We start from the raw sequence: 15,691 nt of genomic DNA, 5'->3' as shown, positions 1-15,691 counted from the left end.
CCTCGTCCGAGGTTTTTTGCCTTGCCTATGTAAACACCATCGTCGTAACCGGTATTCATCGTGCTTTCTGGCCCTGTAAGCCCTGTGAATGCGGTTAGACTAGGCGCAGGCAAGGCACTGGGCCATTTCGATTTCTCAGCATTTTCGATAAGTATTAGTTATGGATTTCAAGCAACTGCGTTATTTCGTCGCGGTCTACGAAGAAGGCCACGTCGGTCGGGCCGCCGAGCGGCTTTCAATCTCCCAACCGGCGTTGTCCCAGCAGATCCGTCAACTCGAACAAAACCTCGATGTGAGCCTGTTCGAACGCAGCAGCAAACGTCTGCTGCCCACCTTGGCGGCCCACACGCTTTACAACCATGCCCTGCCCTTGCTCGATGGCCTGCAACGCGCGCGCGAAGCCTTGGGCAACTTTAAAGGCAAGGCGCTGCGAACCTTGGCCATCGGCGTGCTGCAGACCGTCCATTCCAGCCTGGTGCCGCAGATGCTCGAACGCGTGCGCAAGGCGCAGCCGCATTTGGTGGTGCAGATCTATGAATTGACGGGCCTGGAAATCGAGCGGCGGCTACTCAATGGCTCTCTGGACATCGGCATCAGCTACCTGCCGCCCCGTCAGCCGGGTTTGCACGGCGTGCAGTTGTACGAAGATGAACTGACGCTCGTCATCCCGGCGGGCCACCCGTTGCGGGAATTCAAGAAAGTCTCCATGAGCCAGGCCGCCGAGTTACCCATGTTGCTACTGGGTGAAGAGTTCCAGGTGCGGCAGATCTGGCAGGCCCAATTAGCCAATCTGGGACGTCGCCCGCAGGTACAGGCTGAACTGAACAACATGGCGGGGATTCTCGACAGCCTGCCGCACACGCGACTGGCGACCGTGCTGCCCGGACGCTCGAAAAATACCCATGGCGACCAGGCACTGTTGTGGAAACCACTGAGCGAACCGCGGGTGCCACTGAAAGTCGGGTTGGTGTGTCGTGATGTGCAGCGGCAACAGGCTTCGCTGACATTGTTGCGGACATTGCTGGAAGAGGTGATGGATGAGCACTTGCGCAGCCCGACAGCCCTGGATGGGTTGAGCTGAACTTTTTTGCAGGCAAAAGAAAACCCCGCCGAAGCGGGGCTTTGCAGACTGTTTCCCTGACATCCATTTCACTCCGCCGTCCTGGCAGAATCCTACGTGTCCGTGTTATTGCTTTGCGCTTCCTGCGCGACGTCCATGTGAAGTAGATTAGCTCTGGATCCAATCTGCGCCTATGGGAAAACAGCAGCACGTCATGTAAGAGAATGCTTACATAACGCTACAGGGTCAGAATTGTCCTGCATCCAGCAGGAACAGCGACTCGCTACCCGCCTTCACCGACGCGCTCAACGAGTGAATACGCGGCAGCAAACGTGCGAAATAGAACCGTGCCGTACCGAGTTTGCTCGCGTAGAAATCGTCCTGCGCTTCTTTACCGAAAGCTGCCTTGGCCATCAGAGCCCACATGTAGGCGTAAGCCGTGTAACCGAATGCTTGTAGATACTCGACCGAAGCAGCGCCGATTTCGTTCGGGTTGTTTTTTGCACGGTCCAGCAACCACGCAGTCAGTTCGTCGAGAGTGTCCACCGCGTCATTCAGCGGCTTGGTGAACTCCGCCAGGTCAGCACTGGCCGTCGCGGTGAAATGACGAATCTCGTCAGCGAACAGTTTGTAGAACGCCCCGCCGCTGCCAACGATCTTGCGTCCTACAAGGTCCAGCGCCTGAATGCCGTTGGTGCCTTCGTAGATCTGGGTAATGCGCACGTCTCGAACCAGTTGTTCCTGGCCCCACTCACGGATGTAGCCGTGGCCGCCAAAAATCTGCTGGCCGTGAACAGTGGTTTCCAGCCCCAGGTCGGTCAGGAATGCCTTGGCCACAGGGGTCAGCAGTGCGACCAGATCTTCTGCGCGCTTGCGGGTAGTGGCGTCTTCGCTGAACTTGGCGGTGTCCAGTTGCATTGCCACATAAGTGGAGAAGGCACGACCGCCTTCGTTCGAGGCTTTCATGGTCAGCAGCATGCGACGTACATCCGGGTGGACGATGATCGGGTCAGCCACTTTGTCCTTGCTCTGCGCGCCGGTCGGCGAACGGCTCTGCAGACGGTCACGAGCGTATTCGATCGCGTTCTGGTAGGAGCGCTCGCCAGTGGCCAGGCCCTGGATGCCGACACCCAGACGCTCGTAGTTCATCATGGTGAACATCGCCGCCAAACCTTTATTCGGCTCGCCGACCAGGTAACCCAAGGCTTCGTCGAAGTTCATCACGCAGGTCGCGGACGCCTGGATGCCCATCTTGTGTTCGATCGAACCACAGGTCGCCGGGTTGCGCGCACCGAGGCTGCCATCGGCATTGACCAGGAACTTCGGCACCAGGAACAGCGAAATACCCTTCGGTCCCGCTGGCGCATCCGGCAGTTTGGCCAGTACCAGGTGGATGATGTTCTCGGTCAGGTCGTGCTCGCCGCCGGTGATGAAGATTTTGGTGCCGCTGACTTTGTAGGAGCCGTCGGCCTGGGGCTCGGCCCTGGTGCGGATAATCCCAAGGTCTGTACCGGCGTGCGGCTCGGTCAGGCACATGGAACCGGCCCAGACACCGGCGTACATGTTTGGCAGGTACGCCGCTTTCAGCTCTTCGCTGGCGTGGGCGTTGATCGACAGGCAAGCGCCGGCAGTCAACATTGGGTACAGACCGAACGACAGGCTCGCGGAGTTGACCATTTCTTCGACCTGCGCCGAAACAGCCTTGGGCATGCCCATGCCGCCGTAGGTCGGATCGCCACCGACACCGACCCAACCGCCTTCAGCGTAGGTCTGATACGCCTGCGGGAAACCGGCCGGGGTGGTGACGGCACCGTCGGCCCAGTGACAACCTTCTTCGTCAGCTGCACGGCTCAGGGGCGCGATGCTTTTGCTGGTGACCTTGCCGGCTTCTTCCAGAATGGCTTCGACAGTTTCAGCATCGACAGTCTCGGCCAGCGCAGGCAATTCGGCCCAGAGTTTGGCGACCTCGAAAACTTCATTGAGGACGAAGCGCATATCGCGCAGGGGCGCTTTGTAGTCAGCCATGGCAAACCTCGCAGGATCTAAACAGGTGGTTCGTAGAATAGTGATTTCGTTGTGTCCGAGTGTACCTCAACAACTTTTACGACACATAGGGTCAACTCATGACTGTTTTGTTATTTTTAGTCATAGGCATTTCAGCCGAGACTGTTCTCGCCTTCCAGAACGCATTCGCGGGCAAGCCTCGCTCCTACAGGTCATGTCGCACGCATTTCACATGAACGACAACAAACTGTAGGAGCGAGGCTTGCCCGCGAAGCTTTTCAAATATTCGTCAGAGCGCAAACAACTCCGCCGGCAGCGTCATCAGGCAATCACTGCCCGCCTCGATGGCCGCCCGATGAGCGGAAGTACGCGGCAGCAAACGCTTGAAGTAAAACTCGCTGGTCGCCAACTTGCCCCGGCAGTAATCGGCATCACCGCTGCCCGCCTCCAACTGCGCCTGAGCCACCAATGCCATGCGTAGCCACAGGTAGCCGAGGATGATGTAGCCGCTGTACATCAAGTAATCCACCGACGCGGCGCCGACTTCATCCGGATTTTTCATCGCCGCCATGCCGACCTTGGTGGTCAACTCGCCCCACTGCTGATTCAGACCGTTGAGTTGCGCCACATAGCTGCCGAGTTGTGGATGCTCCGCATTTGCCGCACAGAGCTTGTGGACGATTTTGGTGAACCCGCGCAGCAGTTTTCCCTGACTGCCGAGGACTTTTCGCCCAAGCAGATCCAGCGCCTGAATGCCGTTGGTGCCTTCGTAGATCGGCGCGATCCGACAGTCACGAACCAACTGCTCCATGCCCCACTCACGAATGAAACCGTGGCCGCCAAACACCTGCATGCCGAGGTTGGTCACCTCCAATCCGGTGTCGGTCATGAAGGCTTTGCAGATCGGCGTCAGGAATGCCAGCAAATCCTCGGCGTTCTGGCGCGCCGTTTCATCCGGGCTCATATGCGCAGCGTCCAGCAACTGTGCGGTGAAATAAGTCAGCGCCCGGTTGCCTTCGTTGAAGGCCTTCATGGTCAGCAACATCCTGCGCACATCGGGATGAACGATGATCGGGTCAGCGGGTTTTTCCGGTGCTTTCGGTCCGGTGAGTGAGCGCATTTGCAGACGGTCGTTGGCGTACCTGATCGCGCCCTGGAAGCTCACCTCCCCCAGACACAAACCTTGCATCCCGGTGCCAAGCCGCGCGTGGTTCATCATGGTGAACATACAGTTCAGGCCCTTGTTCGGTTCACCGATCAAGAAACCCTTGGCGTCGTCGAAATTCAGCACGCAGGTGGCCGAGGCCTTGATGCCCATTTTGTGCTCGATCGAGCCGCAGGAAACGCCGTTGCGCTCGCCCGCTTCACCTTCGGCATTGGGTAGGAATTTAGGAACGATAAACAGCGAAATACCCTTGGTCCCTGCCGGCGCGTCCGGCAGTTTGGCCAGCACCAGATGAATGATGTTGTCACTCATGTCGTGTTCGCCGGCGGAGATGAAGATCTTGCTGCCGGAGATCGCGTAACTGCCGTCGGCCTGAGGCACGGCGCGGGTCTTGATAATGCCCAGATCGGTGCCGCAATGGGCTTCGGTCAGGCACATGGTGCCGGTCCATTGGCCAGCGGTGAGCTTGCTCAGGTAGGTCTGTTTCTGCTCTTCGGTGCCATGAGCATGGATGGCTGACATCGCACCGTGAGTCAGGCCAGGGTACATGCCCCAGGAGGTGTTGCTGGAGCCGACCATTTCACTGATGACCAACCCCAAAGAACTTGGCAAACCCTGGCCGCCGTAAGCTGGATCCGCCGCCAGACCATGCCAGCCGCCTTCAACGTATTGTGCGAATGCTTGCTTGAAGCCTGTAGGCGTTGTAACCACGCCGTTGTCGAAATGGCAGCCTTCTTCGTCGCCACTGCGGTTCAGCGGTGCGAGAACGTTCTCACAGAATTTCGCGCCTTCTTCAAGGATCGCATTGATCATGTCCGGGCTGGCATCGGTGGCGCCCAGCGCGGCGTAGTCGCGGTGAAAATCGAAGACATGGTCGATCAGAAAGCGCATGTCGCGCAGGGGAGCTTTGTACTCGGGCATGGTCATTTCTCCGGCAGCAGATGGCTCAAACCTACTGCCGTGCACCACGCCTCACAATCACAGTCCAGACGCTGAATGCGCCATCATCACTCAACCCGCAGCGGCGTCCATGCGCACTGCGCCACGGCGGTTCTGACCGAAGGCCATCACACAGTTTCGCCCCGCACCCTTGGCACTGTAGAGCGCCTGGTCAGCGGATTTGAGCACTTCTTCGGGGGTGCGCTGCTCCAGCCGTTCGGCGACGCCGATGCTGACAGTGACCGATACACTCGAGGTGCCCGAGCCGGCGCGGCGCTGGCGTCCCTGCTGATCATCCTGGGGACGGCTGTCCTGATTACGCAGCTGGATGTTGTAAGTGGCGATGGATTCGCGGATGACCTCCAGGTGCGGCATGCACTCTTCGAGGGTTTTACCTGCGAACACCAGAGCAAATTCTTCACCGCCATAGCGATACGCCCTACCGCCGCCGCTGATTTTCGACAACTTGCTGGCCACCAGTCGCAACACCTGATCGCCGACATCGTGGCCATGGGTGTCGTTGAATTTCTTGAAGTGATCGACATCACTCATGGCCAGCACGTAATTGCGCCCCAGCCGTTGCATGCGTTCGTTCAGGGCGCGGCGCCCCGGCAGCCCCGTGAGTTCATCGCGGAAGGCCATCTGATAGGCCTCATGGGCAACCGCGGCGGCAATCATCAACATCACCTGGCTGCACATGATGTTCAGGGTGAAGGGCAGGATGAAGGTTTTCGGCAACATCCAGAACAATCCCAACAGCCCCACTAGCTGCGCAGCGTGCAAAGGTCTTGGATTGCGCCAGTATTGCCAGGTCAGTAATAGAAACGAGGCGATGAACACTGGATAAGACAACTGGATCAGGCTCATCCAGGCGCCATGCAGGGCTGGCCAACGGATCTCCGACAGCCACATCAACAGCGCCTGTGGGTAACTTTGCTCCAGCCCCAGCGCCACGCTGCCGAACGCCAGCAACACGGCGAAGCGCGCCACCATGTCCTGGAACAGGTGGGTGCGCTCCTGCCAGGCGGCGAACAAGCCAAAGAGCAACGGCAGCAACAGACAGCACAGATGGAACACCACCGCGGCGTCTTCACGAACTTTGCCATTGTCACGGTAGTAGTCGGTCTGGGTGTCGAGCAGGAAGTAGGCGATGTACACCGTGACCATCAGAAACAGTTCACGCTGACGTCGGTAAACCGCGCAATACGCGCCGCCGAGCAACAACACCAGCGTGGGCAGCACGTTGAACAGCGAAGTGAAGAAGACGTTGAGATCCTTGACGTAAGCAGCCGCAAGCCCTGCGAGCAACAACAGCAGTGATGGCAAGAAATGGCTGAAACGTACAGCGGAAGAACGCGGCAAGGGTAAAGCTCCGACCCGGCAAACAAGGATGGCATTGTGCCTGCATTTGGAGCAGCCAAGCACGTGCAACGAGACGTGTGTCACATCGCAGCCTCTTTAACGGCAGCAAAGTCGTTCTTCTTAGCGTTTTAGTCAGGAATATTTACAGACGTGATCGTTTGCGTCAGGCATAAAAAAGCCGCTGCTCCCGAGGAAGCAGCGGCTTTGAGAATGGACTGCGTAGGGCTTAGTAACCCAGTGCGAAGTCTTCTTCTTTCATGTCCATCAGGTTGTTGGCGCCCGACAGCATGGTTGCAACGTGAGTGCGGGTACGCGGCAGGATGCGCTGGAAGTAGAAGCGCGCAGTCTGCAGCTTGGCGGTGTAGAACGCCTCTTCGGTGGTACCGGCAGCCAGTTTCTCGGCCGCCAGACGCGCCATGTCAGCCCAGAAGTAGGCAAGGCACGCGTAACCGGAGTACATCAGGTAGTCCACCGACGCCGCGCCAACTTCTTCGCGGTCTTTCATGGCGGCCATACCGACCTTCATGGTCAACTCGCCCCACTCTTTGTTCAGCGCAGCCAATGGCTCGACGAACTCTTTGACCGCGTCATTGCCTTCGTTGCTCTGGCAGAACTTGTGGACGATCTTGGTGAAGCCTTTGAGCGCTTCGCCTTGAGTCATCAGCACTTTACGGCCCAGCAGGTCCAGTGCCTGGATGCCGGTGGTGCCTTCGTACAGCATCGAAATGCGGCTGTCGCGAACGTTCTGTTCCATGCCCCACTCGGCGATGAAGCCGTGACCGCCGTAGATCTGCACGCCATGGTTAGCGGATTCGAAACCGACTTCAGTCATGAAGGCTTTGGCGATCGGCGTCATGAACGCCAGCAGCGCGTCGGCTTTCTTCTTCTCTTCTTCATCGACGCCGTACTTGACGATGTCGACTTGCTTGGCGGTGAAGTAAACCATCGCACGGTTGCCTTCGGCGAAAGCCTTCATGGTCAACAGCATGCGGCGTACGTCAGGGTGAACGATGATCGGGTCAGCGGCTTTGTCCGGCGCTTTCGGGCCAGTCAGGGAGCGCATTTGCAGACGATCGCGAGCGTATTTCAGACCGCCCTGGAAGCCGATCTCGGCGTGCGCCAGACCTTGCAGCGCAGTACCCAGACGCGCGGTGTTCATAAAGGTGAACATGCAGTTCAGGCCTTTGTTCGCCGGGCCGATCAGGTAACCGGTGGCCGCGTCGAAGTTCATCACGCAGGTGGCGTTACCGTGGATGCCCATTTTGTGTTCCAGGGAACCGCAGCTCACAGCGTTGCGTGCGCCGATCGAGCCGTCTGCGTTCGGCAGGAATTTCGGAACGATGAACAGGGAAATGCCTTTGGTGCCGGCCGGTGCGTCCGGCAGACGTGCCAGAACGATGTGGACGATGTTATCGGCCATATCGTGTTCGCCGGCCGAGATGAAGATCTTGGTGCCGGACACTTTGTAGGACCCGTCGGCCTGAGGCTCGGCCTTGGTGCGCAACATGCCCAGGTCAGTGCCGCAGTGCGGTTCGGTCAGGCACATGGTGCCGGTCCATTCGCCGGAGACCAGTTTGGTCAGGTAAGCCTCTTGTTGCTCAGGCGTGCCGTGCTCGGAAATGGTGTTCATCGCGCCATGGGACAGGCCTGGGTACATGCCCCACGACCAGTTGGCCTCGCCGACCATTTCGCTGACGGCCAGACCCAAAGACTCCGGCAGGCCCTGGCCGCCGTGCTCTACGTCGTGAGCCAGGCTTGGCCAGCCACCTTCGACGAATTGCTTGTAGGCTTCTTTGAAACCGGTCGGGGTTTTAACGCCGGACTCGCTCCAGGTGCAGCCTTCGGTGTCACCCACGCGGTTCAGCGGCGCCAGCACTTGCTCACAAAACTTGGCGCCTTCTTCGAGAATGGCGTCAACCATGTCCGGAGTTGCGTCCTGGCAAGCCGGAAGGCTCTGATAGTGCGCTTCGTAGCCGAGCAGTTCGTCACGAACGAAGCGAATATCACGCAAGGGGGCCTTGTAGTCAGGCATAGCGATAAACCTCTGCTGATGTAACCGGGAATGAACGACCGTGTCGATTTGTTGTGACGGTCAAACAGTTGTTTGAAACATACGTTTACGCCCAAATCTTGTCAAGCGTCGATCTTTTGCCATTCGTCATCGCCCCCTGAAAACGCCGCCCACACCGTTACGCATCGCCGTTGAATGAGCAACACGTCATGTTGGAGAGATTAGTTGAGGCAGAAGGACTTACGCAGAAAAACGCCGCGAACAGGCGCGGCGTTGGAGTAGCGGACTAAGCGAGAAATCAGGCGTAGGTATCGATCAACGTACCGAGCATTTCATCGGATGCCTTGGCGACTTTGACGCCAAGTTCCACCTGGAACTTGCCCTGGGACATCTCGACCATATTGCTGGCCAAGTCCGATTGCTGGCTGCGATCTACCGAGCGCAGACGATCCACCTGAACCTCGGAAGACTGACTGGTGACCGAACGCTCGATGGTGTTGTTGGCGATCTGGCCCGAAGCCTGATCGACGCGGTTCTGCCCTGTCTGAATAGTGCTCAGACCGGCATAAAAAGCGGTGTTTCCTGAGATTTCCATGGGGGAACTCGTCCGACAAAGGATCAACAGCGGCCATTGAACCAGACACGCCGACAAAAGGCCCGACAAAAACACTAATGGCACAGTGCCTTGTCATAGGTAACACCTAACCCAGAAACCTCAGTCCAGCAGATCCAGCTGTAGAAACTCGGCCACCGCTTCGGCTGTCACTGACTTGAGTTTCGGCACCCGGCCCAGGCACGGCGCGGGAATGCGCTCGGCCAGCGTCGCGAGGTTCTCTTCCAGGCGCGAGGTCTTGGGATCGATGATGTTGGCCACCCACCCTGCCAGCTGCAAACCATCCCGAGCAATCGCCTCAGCCGTCAGCAGCGCATGGTTGATACAGCCCAGGCGCACGCCGACCACAAGAATCACCGGCAGATCCAGCGCCATCGCCAGGTCCGACAGATTGTCCTGATCCGCCAACGGCACTCGCCAGCCGCCAGCGCCTTCGATCAAGGTGAAGTCCGCCTGCATGTCGAGAATCTGCCGCATCGGGGTCAACAGCGATTGCACGGTCAACGCCACACCAGCCTCCCGCGCCGCCAGATGCGGGGCGATCGCCGGTTCGAACGCGACCGGATTGACCTGTTCATAAGTCAAAGGCACCGAACACTCGGCAAACAATGCCAGCGCATCGGCGTTGCGCAATCCCTTGGGCGTCAGCTCGCAACCGGAGGCCACCGGTTTGCCCGCCGCCGTGCTCAAACCCGCCAATCGCGCGGCATGCAGCAAACCGGCGGCGATGGTGGTCTTGCCGACATCGGTGTCAGTGCCGGCGATGAAATAGGCTGCGCTCATAAGGGTTTCTCCAACACGGCGTAAACCACTTGATAAGTCGCCGGCAGTCCCTGTGCCTGACGAAACTGCTCATAAGCCTCGATCAAGCCGAGGATCCGCGCCCTGCCGGTCAAACCGCCCGGCCGACCGGGGTTCAGGTTGTGCGCCCCGAGTGCCTTCAGCTCATGGGTCAGGCTGCGGACATCGGGGTAATGCAGCACATGCGGCTGAGTTTCGAGGCTGACGACCTTCAAGCCGCTGCCCGCGCAAAGCTGTTGGTAAACACCGAACTCGCGGAAGCGGTTGACATGCACCATGCCATCCACCTGACGCCAGCTGTCGCGCAATTCGTACAGCGTGCCTACACACAGACTAGCAAACGCGAAAATGCCGCCCGGTTTCAGCACCCGATACGCGTCATTGAGCACCGAGGCGAAATCCGCGCACCATTGCACCGCCAGGCTGGAGAAGATCAGGTCGCAGGTCGAATCCTGCAACGGCAAGCGCTCGGCGTCACCCGCGATGAAATGGGTGGCGCCACCCAAGGGACGGGCGTGATTGAGCATGCCTTCTGCAATATCAAGGGCCAGTCCGTGACCGGCAGGAAAACGCTCACCGAGCGCACGGCTGAAATACCCGGTGCCGCAGCCCATATCCAGCCAACGAGCAGGGACAAAATCCTCCGGCAACCGACGCAACAACTCGCTGCCCACGTCGCGCTGCAATTCGGCGACGCTGTCGTAGCTCGCCGCCGCACGGGAAAACGACGCTGCCACCTGGCGTTTGTCGGGCAAGCCGCCGGGCAGGTTGGGAAGGGATAAATCAGTCATCACCGAACTCATGCAAGAAGGCCTGAATCGCCCCCGCCACACCGTGGGGGTCTTCCAGAAGAAACGCGTGACTGGCCTGTTCAATCAGACCGATTTCAACATCCGGCAGTAACGTCAGCAGATCCCCCGCCGCTTCGGCCGGAACCAGCCCGTCGAGGCCGCCAAACAAGTGCAATTGCGGACCACGAAACGCCTGCAACGCTCGCAGGGTGTCCAGTTGTGCGAGCAACTCCAGGCCGCTTATCAGCACCGGCGAAGACGTATGCGGTGCACCAGCAAACAAGAGTCGCGATATCCCGCGTGGGTCTGCGGCGCCTTGTGCGCACAACAGCGAGAAGCGTTTCAACGTCACGCGCAGGTCAGCCTTGCAGCCGGCCAGAAACGCATCGAAGGTCTCGCCGGGCATCGCGCTCGGCCACTGCTCATGGGCGACAAAAGAAGAGTTACTCGCCAGGGTCACCAGGCCGCAGCAGCGGTCACCGCGTCGCGCCGCCAATTCGGACGCCAGCATGCCGCCCAACGACCAGCCACCGAGCCAGGCATCCTGTGGCAACGTGGAGTCCAACTCATCGAGCCATTCTTCAAGGTCGCTCGATTCCAGTTCCGGCAATGGCTCGATCTCGACGCGCAGGTGCTCATCCAGGCCCTGCAAGGCAGCCGCCAAGGGTTCCAGCGGCGAAATCCCGAGACCCCAACCCGGCAGCAGAATCAGACGATCACGCATGGCTTGGCTCCGGTCCCAGTTGTTGAAAACAATCGGCCAGTCCATCTAACAATAGCTGTACCTGCGCCTCGCTGTGAGCGGCGGTCAGGGTTACACGCAAGCGTGCGCTGCCCGCGGGCACAGTCGGTGGACGAATCGCTGTCACCATCAGGCCGCGTTCGCGCAGCATCTGCGACAGTCGAACCGCACGCCCGGCATCGCCGATCATGATCGGCTGGATCGGCGTGAAGCTGTCCATCAACTCCAGACCAATCTGTTCGGCGCCTTGGCGGAACTGGCGAATCAGCGTCTGCAGATGCTCACGTCGCCAGTGTTCACTGCGTAGCAGCTCCAGGCTTTTCAGCGTCGCGCAGGCCAGCGCCGGCGGTTGGCTGGTGGTGTAGATGTAAGGGCGAGCGAACTGGATCAGGCTTTCGATCAGCTCTTCACTGCCAGCCACAAAAGCACCGGCCGTACCGAAAGCCTTGCCGAGGGTGCCGACCAAGACCGGCACGTCTTCCTGACTCAGACCGAAATGCTCGACGATCCCGCCGCCATTGGCGCCCAGCGGACCAAAACCGTGCGCGTCATCGACCATCAGCCAAGCGCCTTTGGCCTTGGCTTCCCGCGCCAGCGCCGGCAGGTCGGCGATGTCGCCGTCCATGCTGAACACGCCATCGGTAACCACCAGCGTATTGCCGGTGGCCTTCTCAAGGCGCTTGGCCAAGCTGGCCGCGTCGTTATGCAGATAACGATTAAAACGCGCACCGGACAACAACCCTGCATCCAGCAACGACGCATGATTGAGTCGGTCTTCCAGCACTGTATCGCCCTGCCCGACCAATGCGGTGACCGCGCCAAGGTTGGCCATGTAACCGGTGGTGAACAGCAGCGCTCGTGGGCGCCCGGTGAACTCGGCAAGAGCTTCTTCCAACGCGTGATGCGGACCGCTGTGGCCGATCACCAGATGCGAAGCACCACCGCCCACGCCCCAACGCGACGCGCCGGCGCGCCAAGCTTCGATCACTTGCGGGTGATTGGCCAGGCCCAGGTAGTCGTTGTTACAGAACGCCAGTAACGGCTGACCATCAACCACCACTTCCGGGCCTTGGGGGCTTTCGAGCAATGGGCGCTGGCGATAAAGGTTTTCGGCACGACGGGCAGCAAGGCGCGCGCTGAGATCGAAAGACATGCAGGCCTCGAAGGTCATTTCACAATCTGATGCAGGAACAATGGACTTGGCTGGAAACCGAGTCGCGGCCATCGCGGGCAAGCCACGCTCCCACAGGTTCTACGCAGTTCCTTGTGGGAGCGAGCCTGCTCGCGATGTGGCCATGACATCCAACATCTATGTTGAATATCTAATTGCTATCGCGAGCAGGCTCGCTCCCACAGGGGTTTTGCATTCCTTCAGAGGAATCGGTGAAGGTTTCAGACAGCAGCGTTATAGAACTGCTCGCTGCTCTTCTGCTCCACCAGTGCCTGTTCGATGGCGGCCTGGTGCACTTCGTCGGCGTGCTCTTCGCGAGCTTCCGGCAGGATGCCCAGACGCGAGAACAACTGCATGTCCTTGTCGGCCTGCGGGTTGGCGGTGGTCAGCAGTTTTTCGCCGTAGAAAATCGAGTTGGCGCCGGCAAAGAAGGCCAGGGCCTGCATCTGTTCGTTCATCGCTTCGCGGCCGGCGGACAGGCGCACGTGGGATTTTGGCATCAGGATGCGGGCGACCGCGAGCATGCGGATGAAATCGAACGGATCGACGTCGTCGGCATTTTCCAGCGGCGTGCCGGCGACTTTCACCAGCATGTTGATCGGCACCGATTCCGGATGCTCTGGCAGGTTGGCCAGCTGGATCAGCAGGTTGGCGCGATCGTCGAGGGACTCGCCCATGCCGAGAATGCCGCCGGAGCAGATCTTCATCCCCGAATCACGCACGTAGGCCAGGGTTTGCAGGCGCTCGCTGTAAGTGCGGGTGGTGATGATGCTGCCGTAGAACTCCGGCGAGGTGTCGAGGTTGTGGTTGTAGTAGTCCAGGCCGGCTTCGGCCAGGGCGACGGTCTGGTCCTGATCGAGACGGCCGAGGGTCATGCAGGTTTCCAGGCCCATGGCCTTCACGCCTTTGACCATCTCCAGCACGTAAGGCATGTCTTTGGCCGACGGGTGTTTCCACGCCGCGCCCATGCAGAAACGGGTCGAACCGATGGCCTTGGCGCGAGCGGCCTCTTCGAGGACCTTCTGCACTTCCATTAGTTTTTCTTTTTCAAGGCCAGTGTTGTAGTGGCCCGACTGCGGACAATATTTGCAATCTTCCGGGCACGCGCCGGTTTTGATCGACAGCAGGGTGGAAACCTGGACGCGATTGGCGTCGAAATGCGCGCGGTGCACCGTTTGCGCCTGAAACAGCAGGTCGTTGAATGGCTGAACGAAGAGTGCTTTGACTTCGGCCAAAGACCAGTCATGACGCAGGGTTGCAGTGGTGCTGGCGCTCATGGGCGTTTCCTTGTTTATGCTTGGCAAGCGGCTGGGGAATGGAATACCCACAGACGCGACACGGATGTTCGGCATATTTAAGGAAGACTCATGCACTGTCAACCACGATACGAAGGACCGGTTTACATCTGGTTAAAAAACAAACAATTCTGTTTGCTCTGCGCAGAAGCCGCAGACGACATCACGCCGATCTGCATGGCCTGTGAAACCGAGTTGCCCTGGCTGGGCGATCACTGCCAAACCTGCGCCCTGCCCTTGCCCGCCACGGGCCTGACGTGCAGCCAATGCCTGAAACAACCGCCCGCCTTCGAGCGGGTCGCCGCGCCCTGGACTTACAGCTTTCCCGTCGACAGTTTGATCACCCGTTTCAAGCACAACGCAAAGTGGCCGTTCGGCCGCCTGCTCGGCGAACTTCTTGCTCAGTTCCTGCAACATCGCTTCGATGAGGACCTGGATCGGCCCGACGCGCTGATACCGGTGCCGCTGGCCTCCAAACGTCTGCGCCAGCGGGGTTTCAACCAGGCGGCGATGCTCGCCCGCTGGCTCAGCACCAACCTCGACATTCCTTGCGATGAAACGCTGTTGCTGAGGATTCAGGACACCAGCGCGCAACAAGAGCTGAATGCCGACGCCCGTAAAAAGAACCTGCGCCACGCCTTTGCCCTGGCGCCCGCGGCCTCGATCAAGGGTCGTCACTTCGCGTTGGTCGACGACGTGCTGACCACCGGCGCCACCGCCCAGGCCCTGGCTCGCCTGTTGATGGAGGCGGGTGCCACGCGGGTCGACGTCTATTGCCTGGCCCGTACCCCAAAACCTGGCGATGGGGCCTGACTTGACTCTCGTGCGCCAAGCCGCCAACGTCCTCCCCATCGCCACAGCCCAAAGCGTCTCGCCATGTCCTTGCCTACGTTGTTGTCCCAACACATTGTCCGTCGCCCGCAGCGCATCGCGTTGCTGCAACACATCGCCGAACAAGGCTCGATCACCCGCGCCGCGAAAAGCGCGGGCCTGAGCTACAAGGCGGCGTGGGATGCCATCGACGAACTGAACAACCTCGCGCAGAAACCGCTGGTGGAGCGCAGCGTCGGCGGCAAGGGTGGCGGTGGCGCCAAGTTGTCCAGCGAAGGCGAACGCGTGTTGCGCCTGTATCAAAAGTTGCAGGCCTTGCAGGCTCAGGTGCTGGAAGCCGCCGAAGAGGCCAGTGACCTGGACCTGCTCGGTCGACTGATGCTCAGAACCAGCGCGCGCAACCAACTGCACGGCAAGGTCGTGGCGATCGATACGCAGGGGCGCAACGACCGGATCCGCCTTGAACTGGCTGAAGGTTTGCTTATCGATGCGCAGATCACTCACGACAGCACTCTGCGCCTGGAACTGGAAACCGGCACCGAAGTGGTGGCACTGATCAAGGCCGGCTGGCTGGAACTGCTGAGCGTCGATCAAACCACAACACCCGGCGACAACTCCCTGAAGGGCACGGTCGAAGAAATCCTCGACGCCGAAGACGGCCCCAGCGAAGTGCGCATCAGCCTGCCCAATGGCCAGACACTTTGCGCCCTGGCCGAGCCGCTGCACCTGAAAACCCTCGGGCTTGCCGCCGGTAAACCGGTGCAGGTGCAGTTCGCGCCGTCCAACGTGTTGCTCGGCACACCGCTGTAGGAGCTGCCGAAGGCTGTGATCTTCTGATCCTGATTTTAAGATCAAAAGATCGCAACCTTCGGCAGCTCCTACGAGGCGACTGCAACAAAAGCTTCA

General features: G+C 59.6%; 13 protein-coding genes. 3 read left to right on the top strand and 10 right to left on the bottom strand.

The genetic code is table 11. From position 1 onward, the window contains the following. Positions 1-160: 160 nt before the first annotated feature. A complete protein-coding gene (locus QMK51_RS02775) occupies positions 161-1,081 on the top strand; it encodes a LysR family transcriptional regulator (protein ID WP_320393113.1) in 921 nt (306 codons plus the stop codon). Between the two features lie 225 nt (positions 1,082-1,306). Here the strand turns inward: QMK51_RS02775 and QMK51_RS02770 are convergent, their stop codons facing one another. The 10 genes from QMK51_RS02770 to bioB form a co-directional block, all read right to left on the bottom strand. Continuing rightward, entirely contained in the window at positions 1,307-3,085 is a 1,779-nt protein-coding gene (locus tag QMK51_RS02770) for an acyl-CoA dehydrogenase C-terminal domain-containing protein (RefSeq protein WP_320393112.1), read from the bottom strand. A 268-nt stretch (positions 3,086-3,353) separates the two neighbouring features. Further along, on the bottom strand, positions 3,354-5,150 hold the full coding sequence (locus tag QMK51_RS02765) for an acyl-CoA dehydrogenase C-terminal domain-containing protein (RefSeq protein ID WP_320393111.1): 1,797 nt from the start codon (positions 5,148-5,150) through the stop codon (positions 3,354-3,356). A 90-nt stretch (positions 5,151-5,240) separates the two neighbouring features. Further along, the gene (locus QMK51_RS02760) at positions 5,241-6,530 is read right to left on the bottom strand and encodes a GGDEF domain-containing protein (RefSeq protein WP_320393110.1); all 1,290 of its coding nucleotides are present in this window, start codon (positions 6,528-6,530) and stop codon (positions 5,241-5,243) included. Between the two features lie 226 nt (positions 6,531-6,756). After that, positions 6,757-8,562, bottom strand: coding sequence for a phenylacyl-CoA dehydrogenase (locus QMK51_RS02755; RefSeq protein ID WP_007936490.1), 1,806 nt, complete (start codon positions 8,560-8,562; stop codon positions 6,757-6,759). Positions 8,563-8,839: 277 nt separating this feature from the next. Further along, positions 8,840-9,136, bottom strand: coding sequence for a pyrroloquinoline quinone biosynthesis protein PqqE (locus QMK51_RS02750; protein ID WP_105340933.1), 297 nt, complete (start codon positions 9,134-9,136; stop codon positions 8,840-8,842). 120 nt (positions 9,137-9,256) lie between these two features. After that, the gene (bioD, locus tag QMK51_RS02745; RefSeq protein ID WP_258698761.1) at positions 9,257-9,937 is read right to left on the bottom strand and encodes a dethiobiotin synthase; all 681 of its coding nucleotides are present in this window, start codon (positions 9,935-9,937) and stop codon (positions 9,257-9,259) included. Further along, positions 9,934-10,746: a malonyl-ACP O-methyltransferase BioC gene (bioC, locus tag QMK51_RS02740; RefSeq protein WP_320393109.1), complete on the bottom strand. Its 813-nt coding sequence runs from the start codon at positions 10,744-10,746 to the stop codon at positions 9,934-9,936. Before bioC ends, bioD begins: the two co-directional genes overlap by 4 nt. After that, positions 10,739-11,470: an alpha/beta fold hydrolase gene (locus QMK51_RS02735; protein ID WP_320393108.1), complete on the bottom strand. Its 732-nt coding sequence runs from the start codon at positions 11,468-11,470 to the stop codon at positions 10,739-10,741. Before QMK51_RS02735 ends, bioC begins: the two co-directional genes overlap by 8 nt. After that, a complete protein-coding gene (bioF, locus tag QMK51_RS02730; protein WP_320393107.1) occupies positions 11,463-12,641 on the bottom strand; it encodes an 8-amino-7-oxononanoate synthase in 1,179 nt (392 codons plus the stop codon). The genes QMK51_RS02735 and bioF overlap by 8 nt, the downstream gene beginning before the upstream one ends. A 239-nt stretch (positions 12,642-12,880) precedes the next feature. Further along, a complete protein-coding gene (bioB, locus tag QMK51_RS02725; protein ID WP_008008198.1) occupies positions 12,881-13,936 on the bottom strand; it encodes a biotin synthase BioB in 1,056 nt (351 codons plus the stop codon). A gap of 90 nt (positions 13,937-14,026) precedes the next feature. Here bioB and QMK51_RS02720 point away from each other — a divergent pair, with 90 nt between their 5' ends. Both QMK51_RS02720 and QMK51_RS02715 read left to right on the top strand, forming a co-directional pair. Then, a complete protein-coding gene (locus tag QMK51_RS02720; RefSeq protein WP_320393106.1) occupies positions 14,027-14,767 on the top strand; it encodes a ComF family protein in 741 nt (246 codons plus the stop codon). Between the two features lie 63 nt (positions 14,768-14,830). Next, positions 14,831-15,595 carry a TOBE domain-containing protein gene (locus QMK51_RS02715; RefSeq protein ID WP_320393105.1) on the top strand — a complete coding sequence of 255 codons (765 nt, stop codon included), beginning with the start codon at positions 14,831-14,833 and terminating at the stop codon, positions 15,593-15,595. The last annotated feature ends 96 nt before the right edge of the window (positions 15,596-15,691 follow it).

Origin of the sequence: Pseudomonas sp. P9_31 (assembly GCF_034008235.1) — a bacterium.
Lineage (GTDB): Bacteria > Pseudomonadota > Gammaproteobacteria > Pseudomonadales > Pseudomonadaceae > Aquipseudomonas.
This window is presented reverse-complemented; position numbering and strand designations above follow the sequence as displayed.

Excerpts from the sequence above, each read along its gene's own strand:
- bioF (WP_320393107.1), bottom strand. The coding sequence starts at position 12,641 with ATGTCTTTCGATCTCAGCGCGCGCCTTGCTGCCCGTCGTGCCGAAAAC.
- QMK51_RS02750 (WP_105340933.1), bottom strand. The coding sequence starts at position 9,136 with ATGGAAATCTCAGGAAACACCGCTTTTTATGCCGGTCTGAGCACTATT.
- bioC (WP_320393109.1), bottom strand. The coding sequence starts at position 10,746 with ATGACTGATTTATCCCTTCCCAACCTGCCCGGCGGCTTGCCCGACAAA.
- QMK51_RS02775 (WP_320393113.1), top strand. The coding sequence starts at position 161 with ATGGATTTCAAGCAACTGCGTTATTTCGTCGCGGTCTACGAAGAAGGC.
- QMK51_RS02765 (WP_320393111.1), bottom strand. The coding sequence starts at position 5,150 with ATGCCCGAGTACAAAGCTCCCCTGCGCGACATGCGCTTTCTGATCGAC.
- QMK51_RS02735 (WP_320393108.1), bottom strand. The coding sequence starts at position 11,470 with ATGCGTGATCGTCTGATTCTGCTGCCGGGTTGGGGTCTCGGGATTTCG.
- QMK51_RS02755 (WP_007936490.1), bottom strand. The coding sequence starts at position 8,562 with ATGCCTGACTACAAGGCCCCCTTGCGTGATATTCGCTTCGTTCGTGAC.
- QMK51_RS02770 (WP_320393112.1), bottom strand. The coding sequence starts at position 3,085 with ATGGCTGACTACAAAGCGCCCCTGCGCGATATGCGCTTCGTCCTCAAT.
- bioD (WP_258698761.1), bottom strand. The coding sequence starts at position 9,937 with ATGAGCGCAGCCTATTTCATCGCCGGCACTGACACCGATGTCGGCAAG.
- QMK51_RS02720 (WP_320393106.1), top strand. The coding sequence starts at position 14,027 with ATGCACTGTCAACCACGATACGAAGGACCGGTTTACATCTGGTTAAAA.
- bioB (WP_008008198.1), bottom strand. The coding sequence starts at position 13,936 with ATGAGCGCCAGCACCACTGCAACCCTGCGTCATGACTGGTCTTTGGCC.
- QMK51_RS02715 (WP_320393105.1), top strand. The coding sequence starts at position 14,831 with ATGTCCTTGCCTACGTTGTTGTCCCAACACATTGTCCGTCGCCCGCAG.